Below are 18,493 nucleotides of genomic sequence, written 5' to 3'. Positions count from 1 at the left end.
TGCCGCCGCGCGCCCTCGGTTCAGCCCCCGGAGGCCGCCGGCTGGGCGACGTGCTCGCGCACCCACTCCACGATCGACGCGGTCGTCGCCCCCGGGGTGAAGATCTCCGCGACGCCCTTCTCCTTCAGCGGCGCGATGTCCTCCTCCGGGATGATGCCGCCGCCGAAGACGAGGATGTCCTCGGCGTCGCGCTCCTTGAGCAGGTCGATGACCGCGGCGAACAGGGTGTTGTGCGCGCCGGACAGAATGGACAGTCCGATGGCGTCGGCGTCCTCCTGGAGGGCGGTGTCGACGATCTGCTCGGGCGTCTGGTGGAGGCCGGTGTAGATGACCTCCATCCCGGCGTCGCGCAGGGCGCGCGCGATGACCTTGGCGCCGCGGTCGTGGCCGTCGAGGCCCGGCTTGGCGACCACCACGCGGATCGGACCGGTTGCCACACCCATCACTGCCTCCATCACCCGAGCACGGAGGCGAGCGCCTCCGCCGTATCGACAAGTACCGCACCCCCGGTGCGGCCCGCCACCCGTCGCGAAGTGAACGAGCGTTACCTCCAGCATCCCGCAACCGGCGGTTTTACGGCGCGCGACGACGGGGAACTCACACAGTGGGACATGTAGGCACCCGGGGTACAGAGCCGTCTCCCGTGTGCCGACGGGAGGTCGACCATGAAGGTCACCGGAGTAGTGCCGCTCTTCTTCCCGTACTGCCGCAGGTTGTGGCCCGGCAGGCTGGCCGGGGTGTCCATGACGCTGCTGAAGGCGACCGCCTTGGACGCCGCGGTTCTCGCCGGACACCTGCTGCTCTACCCGACCGGTCTGCTGCAGGAGCGCCCCGCCCCGATACCGCCGGTCGACGGCGGGACCGCGCGGCTGCCCGTCCGGCCTGGCCCCCCGGTCGTGCTGCTGCACGGTTTCATCGACAACCGCTCGGTGTTCGTGCTGCTGCGCCGCAGCCTGGCCCAGCACGGCGGACAGCGGGTGGAATCGCTCAACTACTCCCCGCTCACCTGCGACATCCGCGCCGCCGCCGAACTGCTCGGCCGGCATGTGGAGGAGATATGCGAGCGCCTGGGCAGCGCCCGGGTGGACATCGTCGGGCACAGCCTCGGCGGCCTCATCGCGCGGTACTACGTGCAGTGTCTGGGCGGTGACCTGCGGGTGCGCACGCTGGTCACCCTCGGCACCCCGCACGCGGGCACCCGGGTGGCGCCCCTGCTGGCCGACGCGCACCCGATCGTGCGCCAGATGCGGCCGGGTTCGGCGGTCATCGAGGAACTGGGACGGCCCGCGCCCGGCTGCCGCACCCGCTTCGTCAGCTTCTGGAGCGACCTGGACCCGCTGATGAACCCGCTGGAGACGGCCTGTCTGGAACACCCCGACCTCGACGCGCGGAACATCCGGGTGACCGGCATCGGCCATCTCGCCCTGCCGGTGCATCCCACCGTGGCGGCCGGGATACGCGAGGCGCTGGACTCCACCCACCCCGGGGGCAGCTTCACGAACGGTCTGACCGTGGCCTGAGGCCCGCGCGGCGCTCTCACACAGCCGTCTGACATCGAACGCACATCGAACAGAAAGCCAACTTCAGGCCTGGCGTCCCCCGAAACGGCGCCGATTGCCCGTTTCCGGCCGCCGCGAAACCGGCGGAAGATTGTCGCGCCCACGGACCGCCGGGTACAGTCGCCGCACTGCTCTGGCAGCCCTTGTTGTCGAGGCGAAAGAGAAGTTGGTGAACGACCGTCACCCGTCGGGGACCATGCCTGCCCCGGCCCCGGCTTCCGACGCCTCCGCTGCACCCCCCGCGCCGTACGGCACGGAAGCCCCCTACGGCGACTTCACCACGTACGGCGGCTATGACGCCACCGGTTTCACCAGCGGTTCCGTCGCCGCCCCCGATTTCTACGGCGATCCGCTCTTCGGCGGTCTGCCGGGCGACCATCAGACCACGGGTGAATATGCCACTGGCCAATGGCAGTCCGGCATCGACACGGGCCAGACCCACGCCTACGGCGCCTACCCGGCCCAGCACCAGAACGGCTACGACACCGGCGGCTACGACACCACCGCCTGGACCTTCCCCGCGCAGGCCACCGGCAACGACACAAGCGGCCAGTGGGACGCGAACGCCTGGCTGCACCCCGGCCAAGGCGGCGCCGACGCCACCCAGCAGTGGGAATGGGACACCCAGGCCTTCGACACGGGCGCCTACGACGCCACACAGTGGAACGGCGCCGCCCCGGCCGCACCGACGGTCGCCGAGCCGGACGCCGTACCGTTCGACCAGCAGGAGACCGCGACCTTCGAGGGGCTCGGCGACCTGGCCGACGCCGGGGAACCGGCCGCCGAACCGGACCCGTTGGAGCAGCGCGAGGAGACCGCTCCGGCTCCGGTGGGCCGCGCCGGCTCACGGGCCGGGGCGCGTTCCCGGCGTCGTACGCCCGCCAAGCGCTCCGCGCTGCTGACCGTCGCCGTGCCCTCGGTCTGTGTGGTGGGTGTCGCCGGGATCGCCGCGGCCTCCGTCAACGCCCTGCACGACGAGGGCGGCACGGAGACCACCGCCAGCGCCTCGGACGCGCACGCGGTCCAGCCGTCGGTGGCCAACAGCAAGCTGGACAGCCAGCTCAGGACGCTGTCGGCCGGTGCCGACGACTTCGCCGACCGGGCGAGCCGCACCCAGGAGCGGATCGACCTCAAGGCGCAGCAGGACCTGGAGAAGAAGAAGGCCGCCGCGGAGGCCGCGCTGAAGGAGCGGCTGCGCCCCAAGTTCGCGCTGCCGGTCACCCAGCGGGGGCTGAGCGCCTACTTCGGGCAGGCGGGCGTCAACTGGATGTCCGTGCACACCGGCATCGACTTCCCGGTCTCCTACGGCACCACGGTGATGGCGGCGACCGACGGCACCGTCTCCACCAAGTGGAACAGCGCCTACGGCAACATGATGATCCTGACCGCGAAGGACGGCACGCAGACCTGGTACTGCCACCTGTCCAGCTACCGCGTCTCCCCCGGTACGACCGTGAAGGCCGGCGAGCCGATCGCCTACTCCGGCAACTCCGGCAACTCCACCGGCCCGCATCTGCACTTCGAGGTACGGCCCGCGGGCGGCGCGGCGATCGACCCGCTGCCCTGGCTGCGCAGCCACGGTCTCGACCCCACCTGAGCGGTGAGGCCCTCGCCGTCCGGCGAGGGCCTTCTCGGAGCTACAGCTTCTCCACCGGCGCGTACCGCAGCAGCAGCCGCTTCGGCTTGGTGTCGCCGAAGTCGATCGTGGCCTCCGCGTTGGCGCCCGTGCCCTTGACTCCGACGACGGTGCCGAGCCCGAACTGGTCGTGCGTCACCCGGTCCCCGACGGACAGCGCGACCACCGGCTTCTCCGCGGTCCGCCGCGTGGCGAAACCGGAGGCGCCCGATGCGGAGGAGCGCGAACGCGACGAGGACAGCGAGGCCGCGACCCCGGACACCGGCCCGGAGGACATCGGCGCCGTCGCGCCCGTGCGCTTCCAGTCCACGTGGGTGGCCGGGATCTCCTCCAGGAAGCGGGAGGGCGGGTTGTACGACGGCTGTCCCCAGGCGCTGCGCATCGCGGACCGCGTCAGGTACAGCCGCTCCCGCGCCCGGGTGATGCCCACGTAGGCCAGCCGCCGTTCCTCCTCCAGTTCCTTGACCTGGCCGAGGGCGCGCATGTGCGGGAAGACGCCGTCCTCCATGCCGGTCAGGAACACGACCGGGAACTCGAGGCCCTTGGCGGTGTGCAGGGTCATCAGGGTGATGACGCCGTCGCCGTCCTCCTCGTCGGGGATCTGGTCGGAGTCGGCGACCAGGGCGACCTGCTCCAGGAAGTCGGCCAGCGTGCCGCCCGCTGCCGCTTCGCCCTCGCCGCGCTCCTGCTCGAACTCCAGGGCGACGGCGGCGAGTTCCTGGAGGTTCTCGATGCGGGTCTCGTCCTGCGGGTCGGTCGAGTTCTGCAACTCGGCGAGGTAGCCGGTGCGTTCGAGTATGGCCTCCAGGACGGTGGCCGGTCCGGCGCCGGACTCCACGATGGTCCGCAGGTCCTCCATCAGCGTGTTGAAACGCTTGACCGCGTTGGTGGAGCGGGCGGCCATGCCGTACGCCTCGTCCACCCGCTTGAGCGCCTGCGGAAAGCTGATCTTCTCGCGCTGGGCGAGGGCGTCGATCATCGCCTCCGCGCGTTCGCCGATGCCCCGCTTGGGCACGTTGAGGATGCGGCGCAGCGGCACCGAGTCCTCGGGGTTGGCGAGAACGCGCAGGTAGGCGAGGACGTCCCGGACCTCCTTGCGCTCGTAGAAGCGGACGCCGCCGACGACCTTGTAGGGCAGGCCGACGCGGATGAAGACCTCTTCGAAGACACGGGACTGCGCGTTGGTGCGGTAGAAGACGGCGACGTCCCCGGCGCGCGCCTCGCCCGCGTCCGTGAGCCGGTCTATCTCGTCGGCGACGAACTGCGCCTCGTCGTGCTCGGTGTCGGCGACATAGCCGGTGATCCGCGCGCCCTGGCCCGCGTTGGTCCACAGGTTCTTCGGGCGCCGGGACTCGTTGCGCTCGATGACCGCGTTGGCGGCGGACAGGATGGTCTGGGTGGAGCGGTAGTTCTGCTCCAGCAGGATCGTCGTCGCGTCCGGGTAGTCCTCCTCGAACTGGAGGATGTTGCGGATCGTCGCGCCGCGGAAGGCGTAGATGGACTGGTCCGCGTCACCCACCACGCAGAGTTCGGCGGGCGGGGTCTCGTGCTCGCCGGGCGGTACGTCCTCGTCGTGGGCGCCGGTGCCGACCAGCTCGCGGACCAGGGCGTACTGGGCGTGGTTGGTGTCCTGGTACTCGTCCACCAGGACGTGCCGGAAGCGGCGGCGGTAGTGCTCGGCGACGTCCGGGAAGGCGCGCAGCAGGTTGACCGTCGTCATGATCAGGTCGTCGAAGTCGAGCGCGTTGGCCTCGCGCAGCCGCGACTGGTACAGCGCGTAGGCCTGCGCCAGGGTCTTCTCGAAGCCGTCGGCGGCCTGGGCGGCGAAGTCCTCTTCGTCGATCAGCTCGTTCTTCAGGTTGCTGATCTTGGCGCTGAAGGACTTGGGCGGGAAGCGCTTGGGGTCGAGGTCCAGGTCGCGGCAGACCAGGGCCATCAGGCGCTTGCTGTCGGCGGCGTCGTAGATCGAGAACGACGACGTGAAGCCGAGTTTCTTGCTCTCCCGGCGCAGGATGCGCACGCACGCGCTGTGGAAGGTCATCACCCACATGGCGTTCGCGCGCGGGCCGACGAGCTGCTCGACGCGCTCCTTCATCTCGCCCGCGGCCTTGTTGGTGAAGGTGATCGCGAGGATCTGGCCGGAGTGCACACCGCGCTCGGCGAGCAGGTGGGCGATGCGGTGGGTGAGCACGCGGGTCTTGCCGGAGCCGGCACCGGCGACGATGAGCAGCGGGGAACCTGCGTGCACGACCGCGGCGCGCTGGTTGTCGTTCAGCCCCTCCAGCAGGGCCGCCGGGTCGAGCGGGGGGCGCGGGGCGCCGTCGCGGTAGTGGGTGTCCCGGTCCGGCGGCATGTCGAACTTCCCGCCGAACAGATCGTCCGGAAGGGGTTCCGGAGCGTGATCGTCCTCGGGTGGCGGCGGGGGTTCCTCGTCGTGCCCGCGCGGGGGCTGGAGGTCCGCCAGGAAGCTGTCGTCAAAGAGGCTGCTCATCGCTCTCCGAGTCTAGGGCGCCCCACCGACAACCGGTCCCGGTCTCCGGAACCCGACGGTAAAGCGGATGATCGGGCGAACGGCCCACGCATCGCGGTGAGGCGTGGGTCACAGCGCCGTGGGGACCGGAACGGCTGGGCGTTCCCGTGTTCCCGGGCCCGGCCTTCCAGGTCTGCGTGCGTGCTGGGCAGGCCGGTCGCCGGCCGCCGGGGCCGCCGTGATGGCGACCGGCATCCTGCCGGCGGACCCGCATCTGACCGGCGATGAGACCCTCTCCCTGACGGCGCTGGCGGGCCTCGTCTGGATCGCGCCGGCCGTCGGTTTCGTCCGGCGGCTGGTCATGGACCCGCACCGCTGGGCCGCCGAGGCGGTCCGGCCCCGGCTCTGCTACGACGAGGACCGCTGGGCGACGGCCTTTCCGCTGGGATGACAGCGGCGGCGACCCTGGCCGCCGCGAGCCGCCGTGGGCGTCCCGTGGCTCAGGGGCCCGGGGCGGGTGCCGGAGTGGGTGGCGGTGGCGGTGTGGCTGCTGGCGGCCGCCGGTGCGGTCGCCGACGTGGTGCGCACGGCCCGCGCCGAGGCGGCGCGGGGGCGCTGACCGCCAGGCCGGAGCACGCCGTCAGGTCCAGAGCACGGCGATGAAGATGTTGGTCGCGGTCAGCGCGCCGACCAGCCCGAACTGCGCCTTGTCGATCCGCTCCTCGTCGCGCTTGACGTAGACCAGGCCGAGGATCACGATCAGCAGCGCCAGCTTCACACCGATCTTGATGGTGTTGATGTGCGCGCCCTGGGCCTGGTTGAGGCCGACCAGTGCCACGCCGGTGACCAGCATGGTCAGCGCGCCGTGCAGCATCCCGGGCACGAACCGGGCCGTGCCCTGGCCCATCGCCTTCATCTGGGTGAGGAAACCGCCGAGCAGCGCGGCGATGCCGATGATGTGCAGGCCGACGAAGAGATGGATGAGTACGTCCATGGGGCCGGAGCCTAACCAGCGCCCCACGACGTCCCACCACCGCCCCCACCCCCGAGGGAGCCCGCACGCATGCGCCCCATAGCACCCCACCGCTCCCCCCTTCCTCCCTTTCCGCACTTCGATCACCACGCTCCGTGAAGGCGGCGCCCGGGACGCTCCCATGCGGTCACATGCGGTCATGAACCGCTCCCTCGGAACCAGTTCCGCACAGTGCGTTACCGACTTGTCACCGTCCGCTCTAACGTCCTCCTCTCAGGCACCCCGGCTCCCAACTGCCGGGGGACACGAGTCGTACGGAAGGACGTGACGGCAGAGGTGGCAGCGCACCGCAGGCCACGGCAGCACCCGCTCGGTGGACACACGGCCAGGGCGGCCGCCGTCCTCGCGCTGGCGGGGGCGGCCACCACGACGGGCTTCGACGGCACCGGGCAGGCCGAGCCCCGGCCGACTCCGGCCCAGGTGAAGGCCAGGGTGGACAGGCTGTACCGGGAGGCCGAGACCGCCACGCAGAAGTACGACGACGCGAAGGACGCGGTGGACGCGGGCGAGCGCCGGCTCGACGCGCTGCGGGACCAGGCCGCCCGCAAGGAGCAGCGCCTCAACACCGCCCGGGACGCGCTCGGTTCGTTCGCCGCCGCGCAGTACCGCTCCGGCGACATCGCCCCCACCTGGCAGCTCGCCCTGTCCGGCGATCCCGACCGGTATCTGGACGCCGCCGCGCTCGCCGAACGCGCGGGGGACCGGCAGGCCGCCACCGTGTCCCAGGTACGGCAACAGCTGGAGCAGATCGAGCGGTTGCGCGGCGCCGCCCGCGTGGAGCTGAAGTCACTGCGGTCGCACCAGGCCGAGCTGCGACGGCAGAAGAAGACCGTCACCGGCAAACTGGCCGAGGCCCGAAGGCTGTTGGCCGAGCTCACTCCGAGCGAACGCGGCCAGGTCACCGACGGCACCGGTGCCCCGGACCGTGCGTCACGGTCGGCCGACGGCGCCCGGCAGGCGCTGGAGCGGGCCGGTGCGGTCACCGCTCCCGACTCCCGCGCGGCGGCGGCCGTGGCCTATGCCTTCGCCAAGCTCGGCAGCCCCTATGTATGGGGCGCGACCGGCCCGGACGCCTTCGACTGCTCGGGCCTGGTCCAGGCCGCCTACCGCTCCGCCGGGGTGTCGCTCCCCCGCACCACGTACGCCCAGATCGGCGCGGGTCGGCGTGTCTCCCGCTCCGAACTACGCCCCGGTGACCTGGTGTTCTTCTACTCCGGTGTCAGCCATGTCGGTCTCTACATCGGCGACGGCCGGATGATCCACGCCCCGAACCCCTCGGCCCCGGTACGCGTGGCCCCGATCGACGAGATGCCGTTCGCCGGAGCGACCCGGGTGGTGTGAGCGGCGGCCGCCGCGCCTGGAGGCCGCCCCGGAGGGTCAGACCAGGCGGCGTGCGGTGGCCCAGCGGGTCAGCTCGTGACGGTTGGACAGCTGGAGCTTGCGCAGGACCGCCGAGACATGGGACTCGACCGTCTTCACCGAGATGAACAGCTGCTTGGCGATCTCCTTGTACGCGTACCCGCGGGCGATCAGGCGCAGCACTTCTCGCTCGCGCTGGGTGAGACGGTCCAGGTCCTCGTCCACGGGCGGGGCGTCGGTGGAGGCGAAGGCGTCCAGGACGAACCCGGCCAGCCGCGGCGAGAAGACCGCGTCCCCCTCCTGGACCCGGAAGATCGAGTCGACCAGGTCGGTGCCGGTGATGGTCTTGGTGACGTAGCCGCGGGCGCCGCCGCGGATCACCCCGATCACGTCCTCCGCCGCGTCCGACACGGACAGTGCCAGGAAGCGCACCGGTCGCTCGGGGTCCGCGGTCAGCGCGGCGCACCGGCGCAGCACCTCGACACCGCCGCCGCCCGGCAGGTGGACGTCGAGGAGGACCACCTCGGGCCGGGTCGCGGTGATGACCGTGACCGCCTGGTCGACGTCCGCGGCCTCGCCCACCACCTCGACACCGGTCTCGGTGGTCCGGCCGATCTCCGCCTGGACGCCGGTGCGGAACATCCGGTGGTCGTCCACCAGCACCACCCGGACATGCCGCCCGTTCGCGCCGCCGTCGGCGAGCCCGCCGGCCCCGGCCGCCTCCGCCGCCCCCGCCGTGCCGTTCGCCTCGGTCGCGTCGCTCATGCCGTCTTCTCCGCCCTCTCCATCTCCAGCTCGACCTCCGTGCCGCCGCCGGGCACCGCCCGCAGCCGGGCCGTGCCGCCGTTGCGCTCCATGCGGCCGATGATCGATTCTCTGACGCCCATCCGGTCGGCGGGTATCGAGTCGAGGTCGAAGCCCGGACCGCGGTCGCGCACGGACACGAACACCGAGCTGCTCTCGACCTCGGCGTAGACCTGCACGGCGCCGCCGTCGCCACCGTACTTGGCGGCGTTCACCATCGCTTCGCGCGCGGCCTGCATCTGTGCCCCGATCCTCTCGTCCAGCGGACAGTCGCCGACGACCACGACCTCGATCGGCACCCCGTGCTTGTCCTCGACCTCGGCGGCGTTGCGCCGCACCGCCTCGGCGACCGTGTCCGGCTCGTCCGCCTCGTCCTTGCCGGTGCCCTCCGGCTTGTACAGCCAGGTGCGCAGGTCCCGCTCCTGGGCGCGGGCGAGGCGGCGGACCTCGCCCGGGTGGTCGGCGTTGCGCTGGATCAGGGTCAGGGTGTGCAGCACGGAGTCGTGCACATGCGCGGCGACCTCGGCGCGCTCCTGGGCGCGGATGCGCATCAACCGCTCCTCGGACAGGTCCTGCGTCACCCGGATCAGATAGGGGCCGGCGAGCAGGGTGATGCCGACGAGGACGGCGAGCGCGGCCTGGAGCACGGCGCCGAGGTGGGCGGCCGACCCCTGGAGGACGAAGATCGCCGAGACGCCGGCCGTGACGAGCAGGACACCGGCGGCCGCGCGCACCAGGGTCAGGGTGCGGCGGCGCCGGCCGACCTCGACCCAGCGGGCCCGGCGGGCGTTGTCCGCCTGGCGCCAGACGAGGGCGACTCCGGCCGCGACGAGCACGGCGGGCACCAGGTAGGCCTTGGCCGTGCTGGTCAGGTCGACGCTGCTGACGAAGACCATGGACACGGTGACCATGAGGAGCAGTGCGACGATCTGTCCGCGGTCCGGCTTGCGGGCGACGAGTCTTCGGCGGCCGCCGGGCGTGGTCTCGGTGCCGACCGGGGACGGCCGGTGCCCGCCGACACCGCCGACACCGAGCGGGACGAAGAACCAGAACGCCGCGTACAGCAGCGCGCCCAGCCCGTTGGCCATGAACAGGCCGACGAACGCGAGCCGGACCCAGACGACGGGCAGCCCGAGATGCCCGGCGAGGCCCCGCGCCACTCCGCCGAGCCAGCGTCCGTCGCCGCTGCGGTAGAGCTTGCGCGGCGGCCGCGGGTCGTCGAGGGGCGTGCTTGCGGCTTCCGGCATGGCATCGATGGTCACACGGGCGGCCGGGCCGGGGCATCAGGGTCGGCCCCCGAGACGCCCCTGATCTTCGCGGTGCCAGGTCGGGGGCCTGGTCGCGCGCCGGTTCCGGGCCGGTCCGCGCCGCTCGAACGCTTCCCCGGCCGGTCTCAGGGCCGATTTCAGGGTTGGCCCAGGGTCGTCCCGACTGCCGTGGCGGCGGTGCGGCCGTCACCATGGACGCATGACGGATCACGAGCATGCCGCGACGGGTCCGGGACCCGGCCCCGGCCCGCGCCCGGTCCCGGGCACCGGGCCGACGGATGCCGCGCCCGCCGCGACGCAGAACACGGGCGTGGCCGGGAGCGGCACCGCCCCTCGCGTGGAAAGCAAGGACAGCGAGGACAGCAACAGCACGAACGGCACGGGCGAGCCGAGGAACCCGGAGAAGGCGAAGAACGCGAGGACCGCGAGGAACCCGGAGAACGCGGAGAACTCGCAGAACGCGGAGTCCGCGGGGAACTCCGCCGTCTCCGGTGTCTTCGAGGAGTCGGGGAGCGCCGGGAACGGGGGTCGACACGAGCCGTCGGCTTCTCAGGCCGGATCCGTCGGCGGCCCGGCACCGTTCCGGCGCGAGCGCCGGCACAAGCTGATCGCGGGTGTGTGCGCGGGGCTCGCTCGGCAGACCGACATGGACCCGGTGATATTCCGGATCACCCTGGCCGTCCTGTCCGCGACCGGTGGCTTCGGCCTCATCTTCTACGGCTTCGTCTGGCTGCTGGTGCCGTACGAGGACGAGGAGGAGAACGAGGTACGCAAGCTGCTGACCGGCCGGGTCGACGGCCAGGCGCTGGCCGCCGTGCTGTTCGCCCTGGTCGGCTGCGGGGTCTTCCTGACCATGATCGGAAACACCGGGACACTGGCCTTCGCGGCGGTGCTCTCGCTGCTGCTCGCGGGCGCCGGGTACTGGTCGCGGCACCGCGGTGCCCCCGACCCCGACCCGCTGGCCGCGCAGGCCGCCGCCGACGCCCCACCGGAGGCGCAGGCACCGCCGGTGGTCACCACCTACCCCTCCTGGTGGCGGGACCCGATCGTCAAGGACGGCAGCCATGTCGGCGGCACCGGCTATCTGTGGGGCCCGGGTGACACCCGCGTCCGGGACGGGGACCTCCTGTCCTCCGTCGATGTCGGCATCGCCACACCCTGGACGCACCCCGGCGCCGTGCGACCCCCACGCCCCGCGCCGCCGAAGCCGCGCGGACCGCGCTGGATCGGCGGCCCGGTGTTCCTGCTGGCGCTGCTGGCGGGCGGCTTGGGCGCCGGGCTGACCTGGGACACCCACACGCTGGGCGACAGTCTGCAGACCGGGCTCGCCTGTGCGCTGGCCGTCTTCGGTCTGGGCATCGCGGTCAGCGCCTTACTGGGCCGCACGGGCGCCGGGACGGTGTTCCTGGCGGTCATCACGGCGGTGCTGCTCGCGGGGGCGGCGGCGATGCCCGGGGACATCACCACACACTGGCGGGTGACCTCCTGGATACCCACCTCGGCGGCGCAGGTCCGGCCGGGGTACGACCTGGGCACCGGCCGGGGCACCTTGGACCTGACCCGGATACGCCTGGCCAAGGGACAAACCGTCGCCACGGACGCGCACATCGGCGCGGGCCGGCTGAGGGTGATCGTGCCGGCCGACGCGACGGTGCGGATGAGCATCGAGGTGGGAGTGGGCGACATCAAGTTGCCCGGGCAGAGCGGAAGGGACCTGGACGTGCAGCCGGAGCGGCACAGGGAGGTGACGCTGCCACCCGTCAAGGGCGGCGAGGACGGCGGCACCCTGGACCTCTCGCTCCGGGTCGGGGCGGGGGAAGTGGAGGTGGACCGTGCTGCGTCATGAGTTCCGGCCCGGGAAACTGGTCGTCGGTCTGTTCCTCGTGGCCGCCGGGGTGGTGTTCGCAGGGGACGCGAACGGACTGTGGCGGGCACCCTGGTTCGCGATCGTCCCGCTGGTGCTGGGAGGTCTGTGCCTGGGCGGGGCCACGACCGTCGTCGTCCGGGCGATACGCGGACGCGGCGAGGCCGAGGCGGACTAGAGCCCAGGCCTAGGGTCTTTCGTTTGGATCAGGCCGGATCAGGGAGCGGGGTCTGGTGCCGTGCGTCGCAAGGCGGAGGAGGGCGACATGGCGGAGCCATGGCAACCGACGACAACGCCGCGAGGCGCGGTGCCAGGGCCCGCGAGCCCGGCAAGATCCAAACGAGAGGCCCTAGAGGTAGCCGAGGGACCGTCGTCGATGGCGGGCGCGCCAGGCGGCGTCCAGGGAGAGATAGGGGGCACCGGCAAGGACGAGCGGCAGCCAGGCCATCAGATAGGCGAGGTCGTTGCCGTAGTAGTAGGGGGTGGTCGCCCAGCTCATGGTCAGCCACAGGCTCAGCGAGATCAGTGCGCCGCCCAGCGCGGCCACCCGGCCGAACAGGCCGAGCAGGGTGGCGATGCCGATGACCAGTTCACCGAGGGCGATGGCGTAGCCGAAGCCGACCGGGCTCTTGAGGGCCAGGTCGACCAGGGCGGGGACGGCGGTGGTCTCGCGTGCCCCGCGCATGATGTCGCCGATCGAGCCGGCACCGGCGGCCTTCATGAAGGCGCTGTCGGTGATCTTGTCGAGACCGGCGTAGAGGAAGGTGATTCCGAGGAAGACGCGCAGGGGCAGCAGGGCGTAGTGGGCGGCGGTGTCCCGCCAGCCGTTCCGGCTGTTCAGCCGGGTGGTGCGTGTGTCCATCCGAATACCGGTCATGCTGCCGAGCCGCCTCTCGTCCGCCGTCCCTGACTGTCTCCGCATGCTCTCCCGACCATACGTATGACTGAGAGGAGCGATTCAATCACCCCCTGGGCATTTTTCGGGATTTCAGGCTTTCGTATGAGAGGAGGATCGCGAGCGGAGGACGCTCACTCGGTGATCTGGACCGTGTAGCGGTTGGTCGGCACTCCGGCCGCGGTCACCACCTGGACCTCCAGCGAGCCGGGCTCGACGTCGGCCGGCACGGGGACGGTCAGGACGGTGTCCGTGGGGTTGCGGAAGCCGCCGGTGACCGGGACGAGCGGTACGTGGACGTCGACGGCGCCGATGCGGACAACCATGCGGGAGAGACGTTCGGCGGTCTGCGCTCCGGGTGGGACGAAGCCGGTGCCGCGGATCTCGATGTCGTCACCGGTGCGGATCGGGCCGTCCAGGTCGCCGGGTTCGCGGGCACGGACCACGGAGAGGATGGCCGGTCGGCCGCCCTCCGCGTACTTGCCGGCGAGATAGGTGGCGGCCGAGATCAGTACGACGACCGCGAGGCCCCAGGGCAGGTCGGGCAGTTGGTCGGGGCGCCGGGCGAGGCGGACGGCGGCGAAGGCCAGGGCGACGGCGCTGATGGCGACGTACTGGATGTCGGTGAAGGCGCCCCGGCCGGAGTCGTCGGTGAGCAGGTCGGCGGCGCGCGGGCGGTGGGCCGGCACCTTCTGCAGCCGCTGGGCGAGGATGCGCAGGCTCACCACCCGGCGGACCAGGACGGCGATGCCGCACACCACGGCGAGGACGGTCGCCACACCGGCGCCGCGGGCGAGATCGAGGCCCGAGATCAGCGCGTCGCGCTCGCTGTGGTCGGAGGCGGCGGCCAGGCGGGCCGCCAGCAGCAGGACGGCATAGCCGAGGAACAGCACCCAGCAGGCGGCGACGGAACGGGAGGTGGACATGCGATGGTCCTCGCCGATCACCGGGGCGAGCGCACCGCCGCGCGACCGGTGGAACCAGCAGGCGGCACTCAGCGCCCCGGCCACCAGGAGGGCGGCGAGCAGGGCCGCGGTACGGGCGCTGGTCCAGCCGGCCCCTACAGCGGTCAGTGCCTCGCCGAGCAGCAGGGCGACGAACGCGCCCCACACCACGCACAACGTCCGCAGCCACAGCCGGGCGAGCCACATCTCGCCCTCGGCGCGGCCGCGTTCGGCGACGGCTTCCGCCCGCTGGGTCAGTTCCTCGGACACCCACTGCCGCGAGGCCGAGGCCGAGTGTGCGACGGCCGCGGGCAGGCCCTGCCCGGCCGCGAACTCGTCGCGCCGTCGCAGGAACGCGGCGACGGCCCGCCGGTGTCCCTCGCGGGCGCCGTGCGGACAGTCACCGCAACCGCAGCCGCCCTCGTGGACGCCCTCGGCATCCGCCCCTCTGGCCTCCTGCACCGCCACGTCCGACGCCCGCCTTCCCCACGACCTCGCGGCACGACCGCCGGCCCCTCGGTGGACCGTCCCGCCGCCGTGCAACTCCCGTACGTCGACAGCGAATTGTGCCCTACCGGGACCGGCCGGGGGCCGCCGGGCGGGTCATACGGGTGAACCACGGTCCATGGTGTTGACACGACCGGTGTCGACACGGCCGAGACCGGTACGGCCACCACCGGTACAACGGTGCCAATGCGCCCGGCTCCCGGCTCGTGGCCTCTGGTCCCCCTCGCCCCCGGTCCCTGTCCCCCGGCCCGTCGCCCCCTGGCTCAGCCGAGCAGGTCCGGTTCGGTGCGGGTGATCTGCTGCCAGAGGGGCTGGTAGTTGATCCACGCGACCAGGTCGCCGCCGAGCTGTTCGCGGGTGGCGGCGGCCGGCTTGTGGTCGATGAGCACCGGTCGGCCGGCGGCCCGGGCCAGCAGCTGCACCTGGCAGGAGCGGTCCATGGACAGGAACCACCAGGCCGCCGCGTCCACGGAGCCGCCCACCGTGAGCAGCCCGTGGTTGCGCAGCACGAGCGCCTTGCGGGAGCCGAGCGCGGACGCGATCCGGCGGCCCTCCTCGGCGTCGACGGTGACCCCGGTGTAGGCGTCGTAGAGGGCGACGTCCTCGTAGAAGGCGCAGCTCTCCTGGGTGATGGGGTCGATGAGTTCGCCGAGCGCGGCGAGGGCGCGGCCGTGCACGGAGTGGCAGTGGGCGACGGCGACGACGTCCGGGCGGGCGGCGTGGACCTGGGCGTGCACGGTGAAGGCGGCCTGGTTGACGTGATAGCGGCCCTCGACGACCTGTCCGTCCTGATTGGCGAGGACGAGGTCGCTGACGGTCACGTGCCCGAATGGCATCCCGAAGGGATTGACCCAGAAGCAGTCGCTGAACTCCGGGTCGCGGGCGGTTATGTGGCCGGAGACACCGTCCTCGAACCCCTGGCGCCCGAAGATCCGCAGGGCACCGGCGAGCCGTTCCTTGCGGTGCCGGCGCTCGTCCTCGACCGAGTCGTACATCGGCGGCATGGCGAACTGCAGCTGGTCGGTGGGCAGCGGCAGCGGCGGGGTGGGCCCGGTCATAGGTCCTCCAGCGCTGGTAGTGCGGTACGGCCGGAAGTTACCGCCGGTCGGCGCAGAAGGGCAGGGCTGTTCCGTAAAGATGACGCGCAGATGAGAAGGGCGACAGAAGATGTCGGGATTGGGCGGCACACTCGGCCGGTATGAACTGGGCAGACTTCACCGCGGCCGAACCGGCCCTCGCACGAACCGCGCAGGAGCGCTTCGGCGCCTTCCGGCACCACGTCCTCGCCACCGTCCGCCGGGACGGCTCCCCGCGCCTTTCCGGCCTGGAGGTGCGGTTCCACGACGGCGGACTCTGGCTCGGCATGATGCCGGACTCGCAAAAGGCCCGCGACCTGCTGCGCGATCCGCGCTTCGCGCTGCACGTCAACCCGGGCGACGGCACCGGGATGGCCGGCGGGGACGTGCGGATCAGCGGGCGGGCGTACGAGGTCGGGGCGGGGCCGGTCAAGGACGGATATGTGAAAGAGGTGGAACCGCCGGAGCCGTTCCACCTCTTCCGCACCGAGTTGACGGAGGTCGTGCGGACCCATGTCGAGGACGACCGGTATCTGGTCGTCCAGGTCTGGAATCCCGGAGAGCCGGTGCGGACCCTCCGGCGGACCTAGGGCCTCTCGTTTGGATCATGCCGGGCTCCGGCCTGATCCAAACGAAAGACCCTGGGAACTACCGGGGATCACTCCCACTCGATGGTGCCCGGCGGCTTGGAGGTGACGTCGAGGACGACGCGGTTGACGTCCCGGACCTCGTTGGTGATGCGGGTCGAGATGCGGGAGAGGACGTCGTAGGGCAGCCGGGACCAGTCGGCGGTCATGGCGTCCTCGGAGGAGACCGGGCGCAGCACGATCGGGTGACCGTAGGTGCGGCCGTCGCCCTGCACGCCCACGCTGCGCACATCGGCGAGCAGGACCACCGGGCACTGCCAGATGTCGCGGTCGAGGCCGGCCGCGGTCAGCTCCTCGCGGGCGATGGCGTCGGCCTCGCGGAGCAGGTCCAGACGCTCCTTCGTCACCTCGCCGACGATGCGGATGCCGAGGCCCGGGCCCGGGAACGGCTGGCGCTGGACGATCTCCTCCGGCAGGCCGAGCTCCTGGCCGACCATCCGGACCTCGTCCTTGAACAGCTTGCGCAGCGGCTCGATCAGCTTGAACTCGAGGTCCTCGGGCAGACCGCCGACGTTGTGGTGCGACTTGATGTTGGCGGTGCCGGTGCCGCCGCCGGACTCGACCACGTCCGGGTACAGGGTGCCCTGGACCAGGAACTCCACGGCCGGGCCCTCGTCGGCGATGATCTCGGCCTGTGCCTGCTCGAAGACGCGGATGAACTCACGGCCGATGATCTTGCGCTTCTCCTCGGGGTCGCTGACCCCGGCGAGGGCGTTCAGGAAGCGCTCCTCGGCGTCGACGACCTTCAGCTGGACGCCGGTGGCCGCGACGAAGTCCTTCTCGACCTGCTCGGTCTCGCCCTTGCGCATCAGGCCGTGGTCGACGTAGACGCAGGTCAGCTGGGAGCCGATGGCCTTCTGCACCAGGGCGGCGGCCACCGCGGAGTCCACACCGCCGGACAGGCCGCAGATCGCGCGCTTGTCGCCGACCAGCTCGCGGATGGCCTCGACCTGCTCCTCGATCACATTGCCCGTGGTCCAGGTCGGCTCCAGGCCCGCGCCGCGGTACAGGAAGTGCTCCAGCACCTGCTGGCCGTACGTGGAGTGCATGACCTCGGGGTGGTGCTGGACGCCGTAGAGCTTCTTCTCGTCGTTCTCGAACGCGGCGACCGGGACCAGGTCGGTGGACGCGGTGACCGTGAAGCCCTCGGGGGCGGCGGAGCAGGCGTCGCCGTGCGACATCCAGACCTGCTGCTCGGCCGGGGTGCCCTCGAAGAGGGTGGAGGACGTCTTGGAGACGTGCAGGTCGGTGCGGCCGTACTCACGGGCGCCGGTGTTGTCGACGGTGCCGCCGAGGGCGCGCGCCATCAGCTGGAAGCCGTAGCACATGCCGAAGACGGGGATGCCGGCCTCGAAGATCGCGCGGTCGAGGCTGGGCGCGCCCTCCTCGTAGACCGACGAGGGGCCACCGGAGAGGATGATCGCCGCGGGCTTCTTGGCGAGCATCTCCTGGACCGGCATGGTGCTCGGCACGATCTCGCTGTAGACCCGCGCCTCGCGGACGCGACGGGCGATGAGCTGGGCGTACTGCGCACCGAAGTCGACGACCAGGACGGTGTCGGGGGCAGTGGGAGTCGCTGATGACACGGGGTGCCTTCTGGTGGTCCGGGCGGGGGTCTGTACTACGAGTCTAACGGTGCGGCCCGAGAGCCTTCCGCCGAGCGCCACCGGCCGCGGCCGGGGTCACCGCGCCGGTCGTGGCATACTGGCCGCATGCTTCAGCACGCGACCTTCGTCTTTACCTATGGCATCCGGCCCGCCGGTTGCCATGGTCGTGCTGCTTAGCGAAACGCCGAGCGACTTCCCAGGCGCCCCGGGCCGACAAGGCCCGGGGCGCCTGTCGTTTTTCGGGTCACGTCGTTCCGGGGCACCCCCTTCACGATCAGGAGCCCCCGACATGAGCACCACCACACCGGAAGAGACGACCGAGACCCCCGAGGCGACCATCGCCGCCGCCCGGGAGCGCATCGACGCGCTGGACGACCGGATCATCGGTCTCGTCCAGGAACGGATGGCGGTCTCCGCCGTGGTCCAGCAGACCCGTATCGCCAGCGGCGGCCGGCGGGTCAGCCTCAACCGCGAGATGGAGATCCTCGCCCGCTACCGGGACGCGCTGGGCAGGCCCGGCACCGCGCTCGCCATGACCCTGCTGGAGCTGTGCCGGGGGCGCATCTGACCCACGCGTCGACCGGGACGTCCCCGACCGGCCCCTCCGCCGGCCCGCACTCCGGTACGCCGGCCGACCGGCACATCCGCCGAGCTGCCGACCCACCGACCAGTACATCCGACACGTCCGACACATCCGACCATCGGATTCGAGTTCGACGGCCGTCTCACCCGTACGGCGCGTGACCGGTCCGTGTGCCGTTTCGTTAGCGGGGTGTCCGTGCCAGCCAGGGGCGGGCCCGACAGAACCACGCGTGGCTCGCTGG

17 protein-coding genes are annotated in these 18,493 nt (G+C 71.8%); 8 read left to right on the top strand and 9 right to left on the bottom strand.

Translation table 11 applies throughout. The annotated features are described in order from the left end of the window. Window positions 1–20 precede the first annotated feature (20 nt). Window positions 21–443, bottom strand: a complete 423-nt coding sequence (locus ACSP97_RS21805; protein WP_070026248.1) for a cobalamin B12-binding domain-containing protein — start codon at window positions 441–443, stop codon at window positions 21–23. A gap of 222 nt (window positions 444–665) precedes the next feature. Here ACSP97_RS21805 and ACSP97_RS21800 point away from each other — a divergent pair, with 222 nt between their 5' ends. Then, complete coding sequence (locus ACSP97_RS21800; RefSeq protein ID WP_355145568.1) at window positions 666–1,520, top strand: esterase/lipase family protein; 855 nt, start codon at window positions 666–668, stop codon at window positions 1,518–1,520. Window positions 1,521–1,728: 208 nt separating this feature from the next. Beyond that, a complete protein-coding gene (locus tag ACSP97_RS21795; protein WP_440553868.1) occupies window positions 1,729–3,156 on the top strand; it encodes a M23 family metallopeptidase in 1,428 nt (475 codons plus the stop codon). 40 nt (window positions 3,157–3,196) lie between these two features. Here ACSP97_RS21795 and pcrA read toward each other — a convergent pair whose 3' ends face one another. After that, window positions 3,197–5,686: a DNA helicase PcrA gene (pcrA, locus tag ACSP97_RS21790; RefSeq protein WP_440553867.1), complete on the bottom strand. Its 2,490-nt coding sequence runs from the start codon at window positions 5,684–5,686 to the stop codon at window positions 3,197–3,199. Between the two features lie 220 nt (window positions 5,687–5,906). Here pcrA and ACSP97_RS21785 point away from each other — a divergent pair, with 220 nt between their 5' ends. Continuing rightward, window positions 5,907–6,116, top strand: coding sequence for a hypothetical protein (locus tag ACSP97_RS21785; protein WP_440553866.1), 210 nt, complete (start codon window positions 5,907–5,909; stop codon window positions 6,114–6,116). Window positions 6,117–6,305: 189 nt separating this feature from the next. On the opposite strand, the gene ACSP97_RS21780 is transcribed toward ACSP97_RS21785, so the two are convergent. Continuing rightward, window positions 6,306–6,659, bottom strand: coding sequence for a hypothetical protein (locus tag ACSP97_RS21780; RefSeq protein WP_355145563.1), 354 nt, complete (start codon window positions 6,657–6,659; stop codon window positions 6,306–6,308). A gap of 315 nt (window positions 6,660–6,974) precedes the next feature. Here ACSP97_RS21780 and ACSP97_RS21775 point away from each other — a divergent pair, with 315 nt between their 5' ends. After that, entirely contained in the window at window positions 6,975–8,039 is a 1,065-nt protein-coding gene (locus ACSP97_RS21775; RefSeq protein WP_440558462.1) for an NlpC/P60 family protein, read from the top strand. Window positions 8,040–8,075: 36 nt separating this feature from the next. On the opposite strand, the gene ACSP97_RS21770 is transcribed toward ACSP97_RS21775, so the two are convergent. Together ACSP97_RS21770 and ACSP97_RS21765 are read right to left on the bottom strand one after the other, a co-directional pair. Further along, window positions 8,076–8,822: a response regulator transcription factor gene (locus ACSP97_RS21770; protein WP_355527859.1), complete on the bottom strand. Its 747-nt coding sequence runs from the start codon at window positions 8,820–8,822 to the stop codon at window positions 8,076–8,078. After that, window positions 8,819–10,108 carry an ATP-binding protein gene (locus ACSP97_RS21765; protein WP_440553864.1) on the bottom strand — a complete coding sequence of 430 codons (1,290 nt, stop codon included), beginning with the start codon at window positions 10,106–10,108 and terminating at the stop codon, window positions 8,819–8,821. The genes ACSP97_RS21770 and ACSP97_RS21765 overlap by 4 nt, the downstream gene beginning before the upstream one ends. Window positions 10,109–10,328: 220 nt before the next feature. On the opposite strand from ACSP97_RS21765, the gene ACSP97_RS21760 reads away from it, so the two are divergent. Both ACSP97_RS21760 and ACSP97_RS21755 read left to right on the top strand, forming a co-directional pair. After that, a complete protein-coding gene (locus tag ACSP97_RS21760; protein WP_440553862.1) occupies window positions 10,329–11,975 on the top strand; it encodes a PspC domain-containing protein in 1,647 nt (548 codons plus the stop codon). Beyond that, window positions 11,962–12,171: a hypothetical protein gene (locus ACSP97_RS21755; protein ID WP_355145555.1), complete on the top strand. Its 210-nt coding sequence runs from the start codon at window positions 11,962–11,964 to the stop codon at window positions 12,169–12,171. The genes ACSP97_RS21760 and ACSP97_RS21755 overlap by 14 nt, the downstream gene beginning before the upstream one ends. Before the next feature lie 171 nt (window positions 12,172–12,342). On the opposite strand, the gene ACSP97_RS21750 is transcribed toward ACSP97_RS21755, so the two are convergent. From ACSP97_RS21750 to ACSP97_RS21740, 3 genes are all read right to left on the bottom strand, one after another. Then, window positions 12,343–12,855 (bottom strand): DoxX family protein, encoded by a 513-nt coding sequence (locus ACSP97_RS21750; protein ID WP_355145553.1) that lies wholly within the window; start codon window positions 12,853–12,855, stop codon window positions 12,343–12,345. A gap of 167 nt (window positions 12,856–13,022) precedes the next feature. Further along, window positions 13,023–14,300 (bottom strand): hypothetical protein, encoded by a 1,278-nt coding sequence (locus ACSP97_RS21745; protein ID WP_358680215.1) that lies wholly within the window; start codon window positions 14,298–14,300, stop codon window positions 13,023–13,025. A gap of 302 nt (window positions 14,301–14,602) precedes the next feature. After that, on the bottom strand, window positions 14,603–15,397 hold the full coding sequence (locus ACSP97_RS21740) for a class II aldolase/adducin family protein (RefSeq protein ID WP_355324284.1): 795 nt from the start codon (window positions 15,395–15,397) through the stop codon (window positions 14,603–14,605). A 140-nt stretch (window positions 15,398–15,537) separates the two neighbouring features. Between ACSP97_RS21740 and ACSP97_RS21735 the strand changes: the two genes are divergently transcribed. Then, window positions 15,538–16,005 carry a pyridoxamine 5'-phosphate oxidase family protein gene (locus tag ACSP97_RS21735; protein ID WP_358270882.1) on the top strand — a complete coding sequence of 156 codons (468 nt, stop codon included), beginning with the start codon at window positions 15,538–15,540 and terminating at the stop codon, window positions 16,003–16,005. Window positions 16,006–16,073: 68 nt separating this feature from the next. Here the strand turns inward: ACSP97_RS21735 and guaA are convergent, their stop codons facing one another. Beyond that, on the bottom strand, window positions 16,074–17,648 hold the full coding sequence (gene guaA / locus ACSP97_RS21730; RefSeq protein ID WP_355145545.1) for a glutamine-hydrolyzing GMP synthase: 1,575 nt from the start codon (window positions 17,646–17,648) through the stop codon (window positions 16,074–16,076). Window positions 17,649–17,958: 310 nt separating this feature from the next. On the opposite strand from guaA, the gene ACSP97_RS21725 reads away from it, so the two are divergent. Beyond that, a complete protein-coding gene (locus ACSP97_RS21725) occupies window positions 17,959–18,237 on the top strand; it encodes a chorismate mutase (RefSeq protein ID WP_355145543.1) in 279 nt (92 codons plus the stop codon). The last annotated feature ends 256 nt before the right edge of the window (window positions 18,238–18,493 follow it).

Source organism: Streptomyces sp. SCPE 10 (genome assembly GCF_051980735.1).
Lineage (GTDB): Bacteria > Actinomycetota > Actinomycetes > Streptomycetales > Streptomycetaceae > Streptomyces > Streptomyces misionensis.
This window is presented reverse-complemented; position numbering and strand designations above follow the sequence as displayed.

What these genes read in the sequence shown, in the direction of transcription:
- ACSP97_RS21805 (WP_070026248.1), bottom strand. Translation starts at nt 443, where the DNA reads ATGGGTGTGGCAACCGGTCCGATCCGCGTGGTGGTCGCCAAGCCGGGC.
- ACSP97_RS21800 (WP_355145568.1), top strand. Translation starts at nt 666, where the DNA reads ATGAAGGTCACCGGAGTAGTGCCGCTCTTCTTCCCGTACTGCCGCAGG.
- pcrA (WP_440553867.1), bottom strand. Translation starts at nt 5,686, where the DNA reads ATGAGCAGCCTCTTTGACGACAGCTTCCTGGCGGACCTCCAGCCCCCG.
- ACSP97_RS21785 (WP_440553866.1), top strand. Translation starts at nt 5,907, where the DNA reads ATGGCGACCGGCATCCTGCCGGCGGACCCGCATCTGACCGGCGATGAG.
- ACSP97_RS21780 (WP_355145563.1), bottom strand. Translation starts at nt 6,659, where the DNA reads ATGGACGTACTCATCCATCTCTTCGTCGGCCTGCACATCATCGGCATC.
- ACSP97_RS21770 (WP_355527859.1), bottom strand. Translation starts at nt 8,822, where the DNA reads ATGAGCGACGCGACCGAGGCGAACGGCACGGCGGGGGCGGCGGAGGCG.
- ACSP97_RS21765 (WP_440553864.1), bottom strand. Translation starts at nt 10,108, where the DNA reads ATGCCGGAAGCCGCAAGCACGCCCCTCGACGACCCGCGGCCGCCGCGC.
- ACSP97_RS21760 (WP_440553862.1), top strand. Translation starts at nt 10,329, where the DNA reads ATGACGGATCACGAGCATGCCGCGACGGGTCCGGGACCCGGCCCCGGC.
- ACSP97_RS21750 (WP_355145553.1), bottom strand. Translation starts at nt 12,855, where the DNA reads ATGGACACACGCACCACCCGGCTGAACAGCCGGAACGGCTGGCGGGAC.
- ACSP97_RS21740 (WP_355324284.1), bottom strand. Translation starts at nt 15,397, where the DNA reads ATGACCGGGCCCACCCCGCCGCTGCCGCTGCCCACCGACCAGCTGCAG.
- ACSP97_RS21735 (WP_358270882.1), top strand. Translation starts at nt 15,538, where the DNA reads ATGAACTGGGCAGACTTCACCGCGGCCGAACCGGCCCTCGCACGAACC.
- ACSP97_RS21725 (WP_355145543.1), top strand. Translation starts at nt 17,959, where the DNA reads ATGAGCACCACCACACCGGAAGAGACGACCGAGACCCCCGAGGCGACC.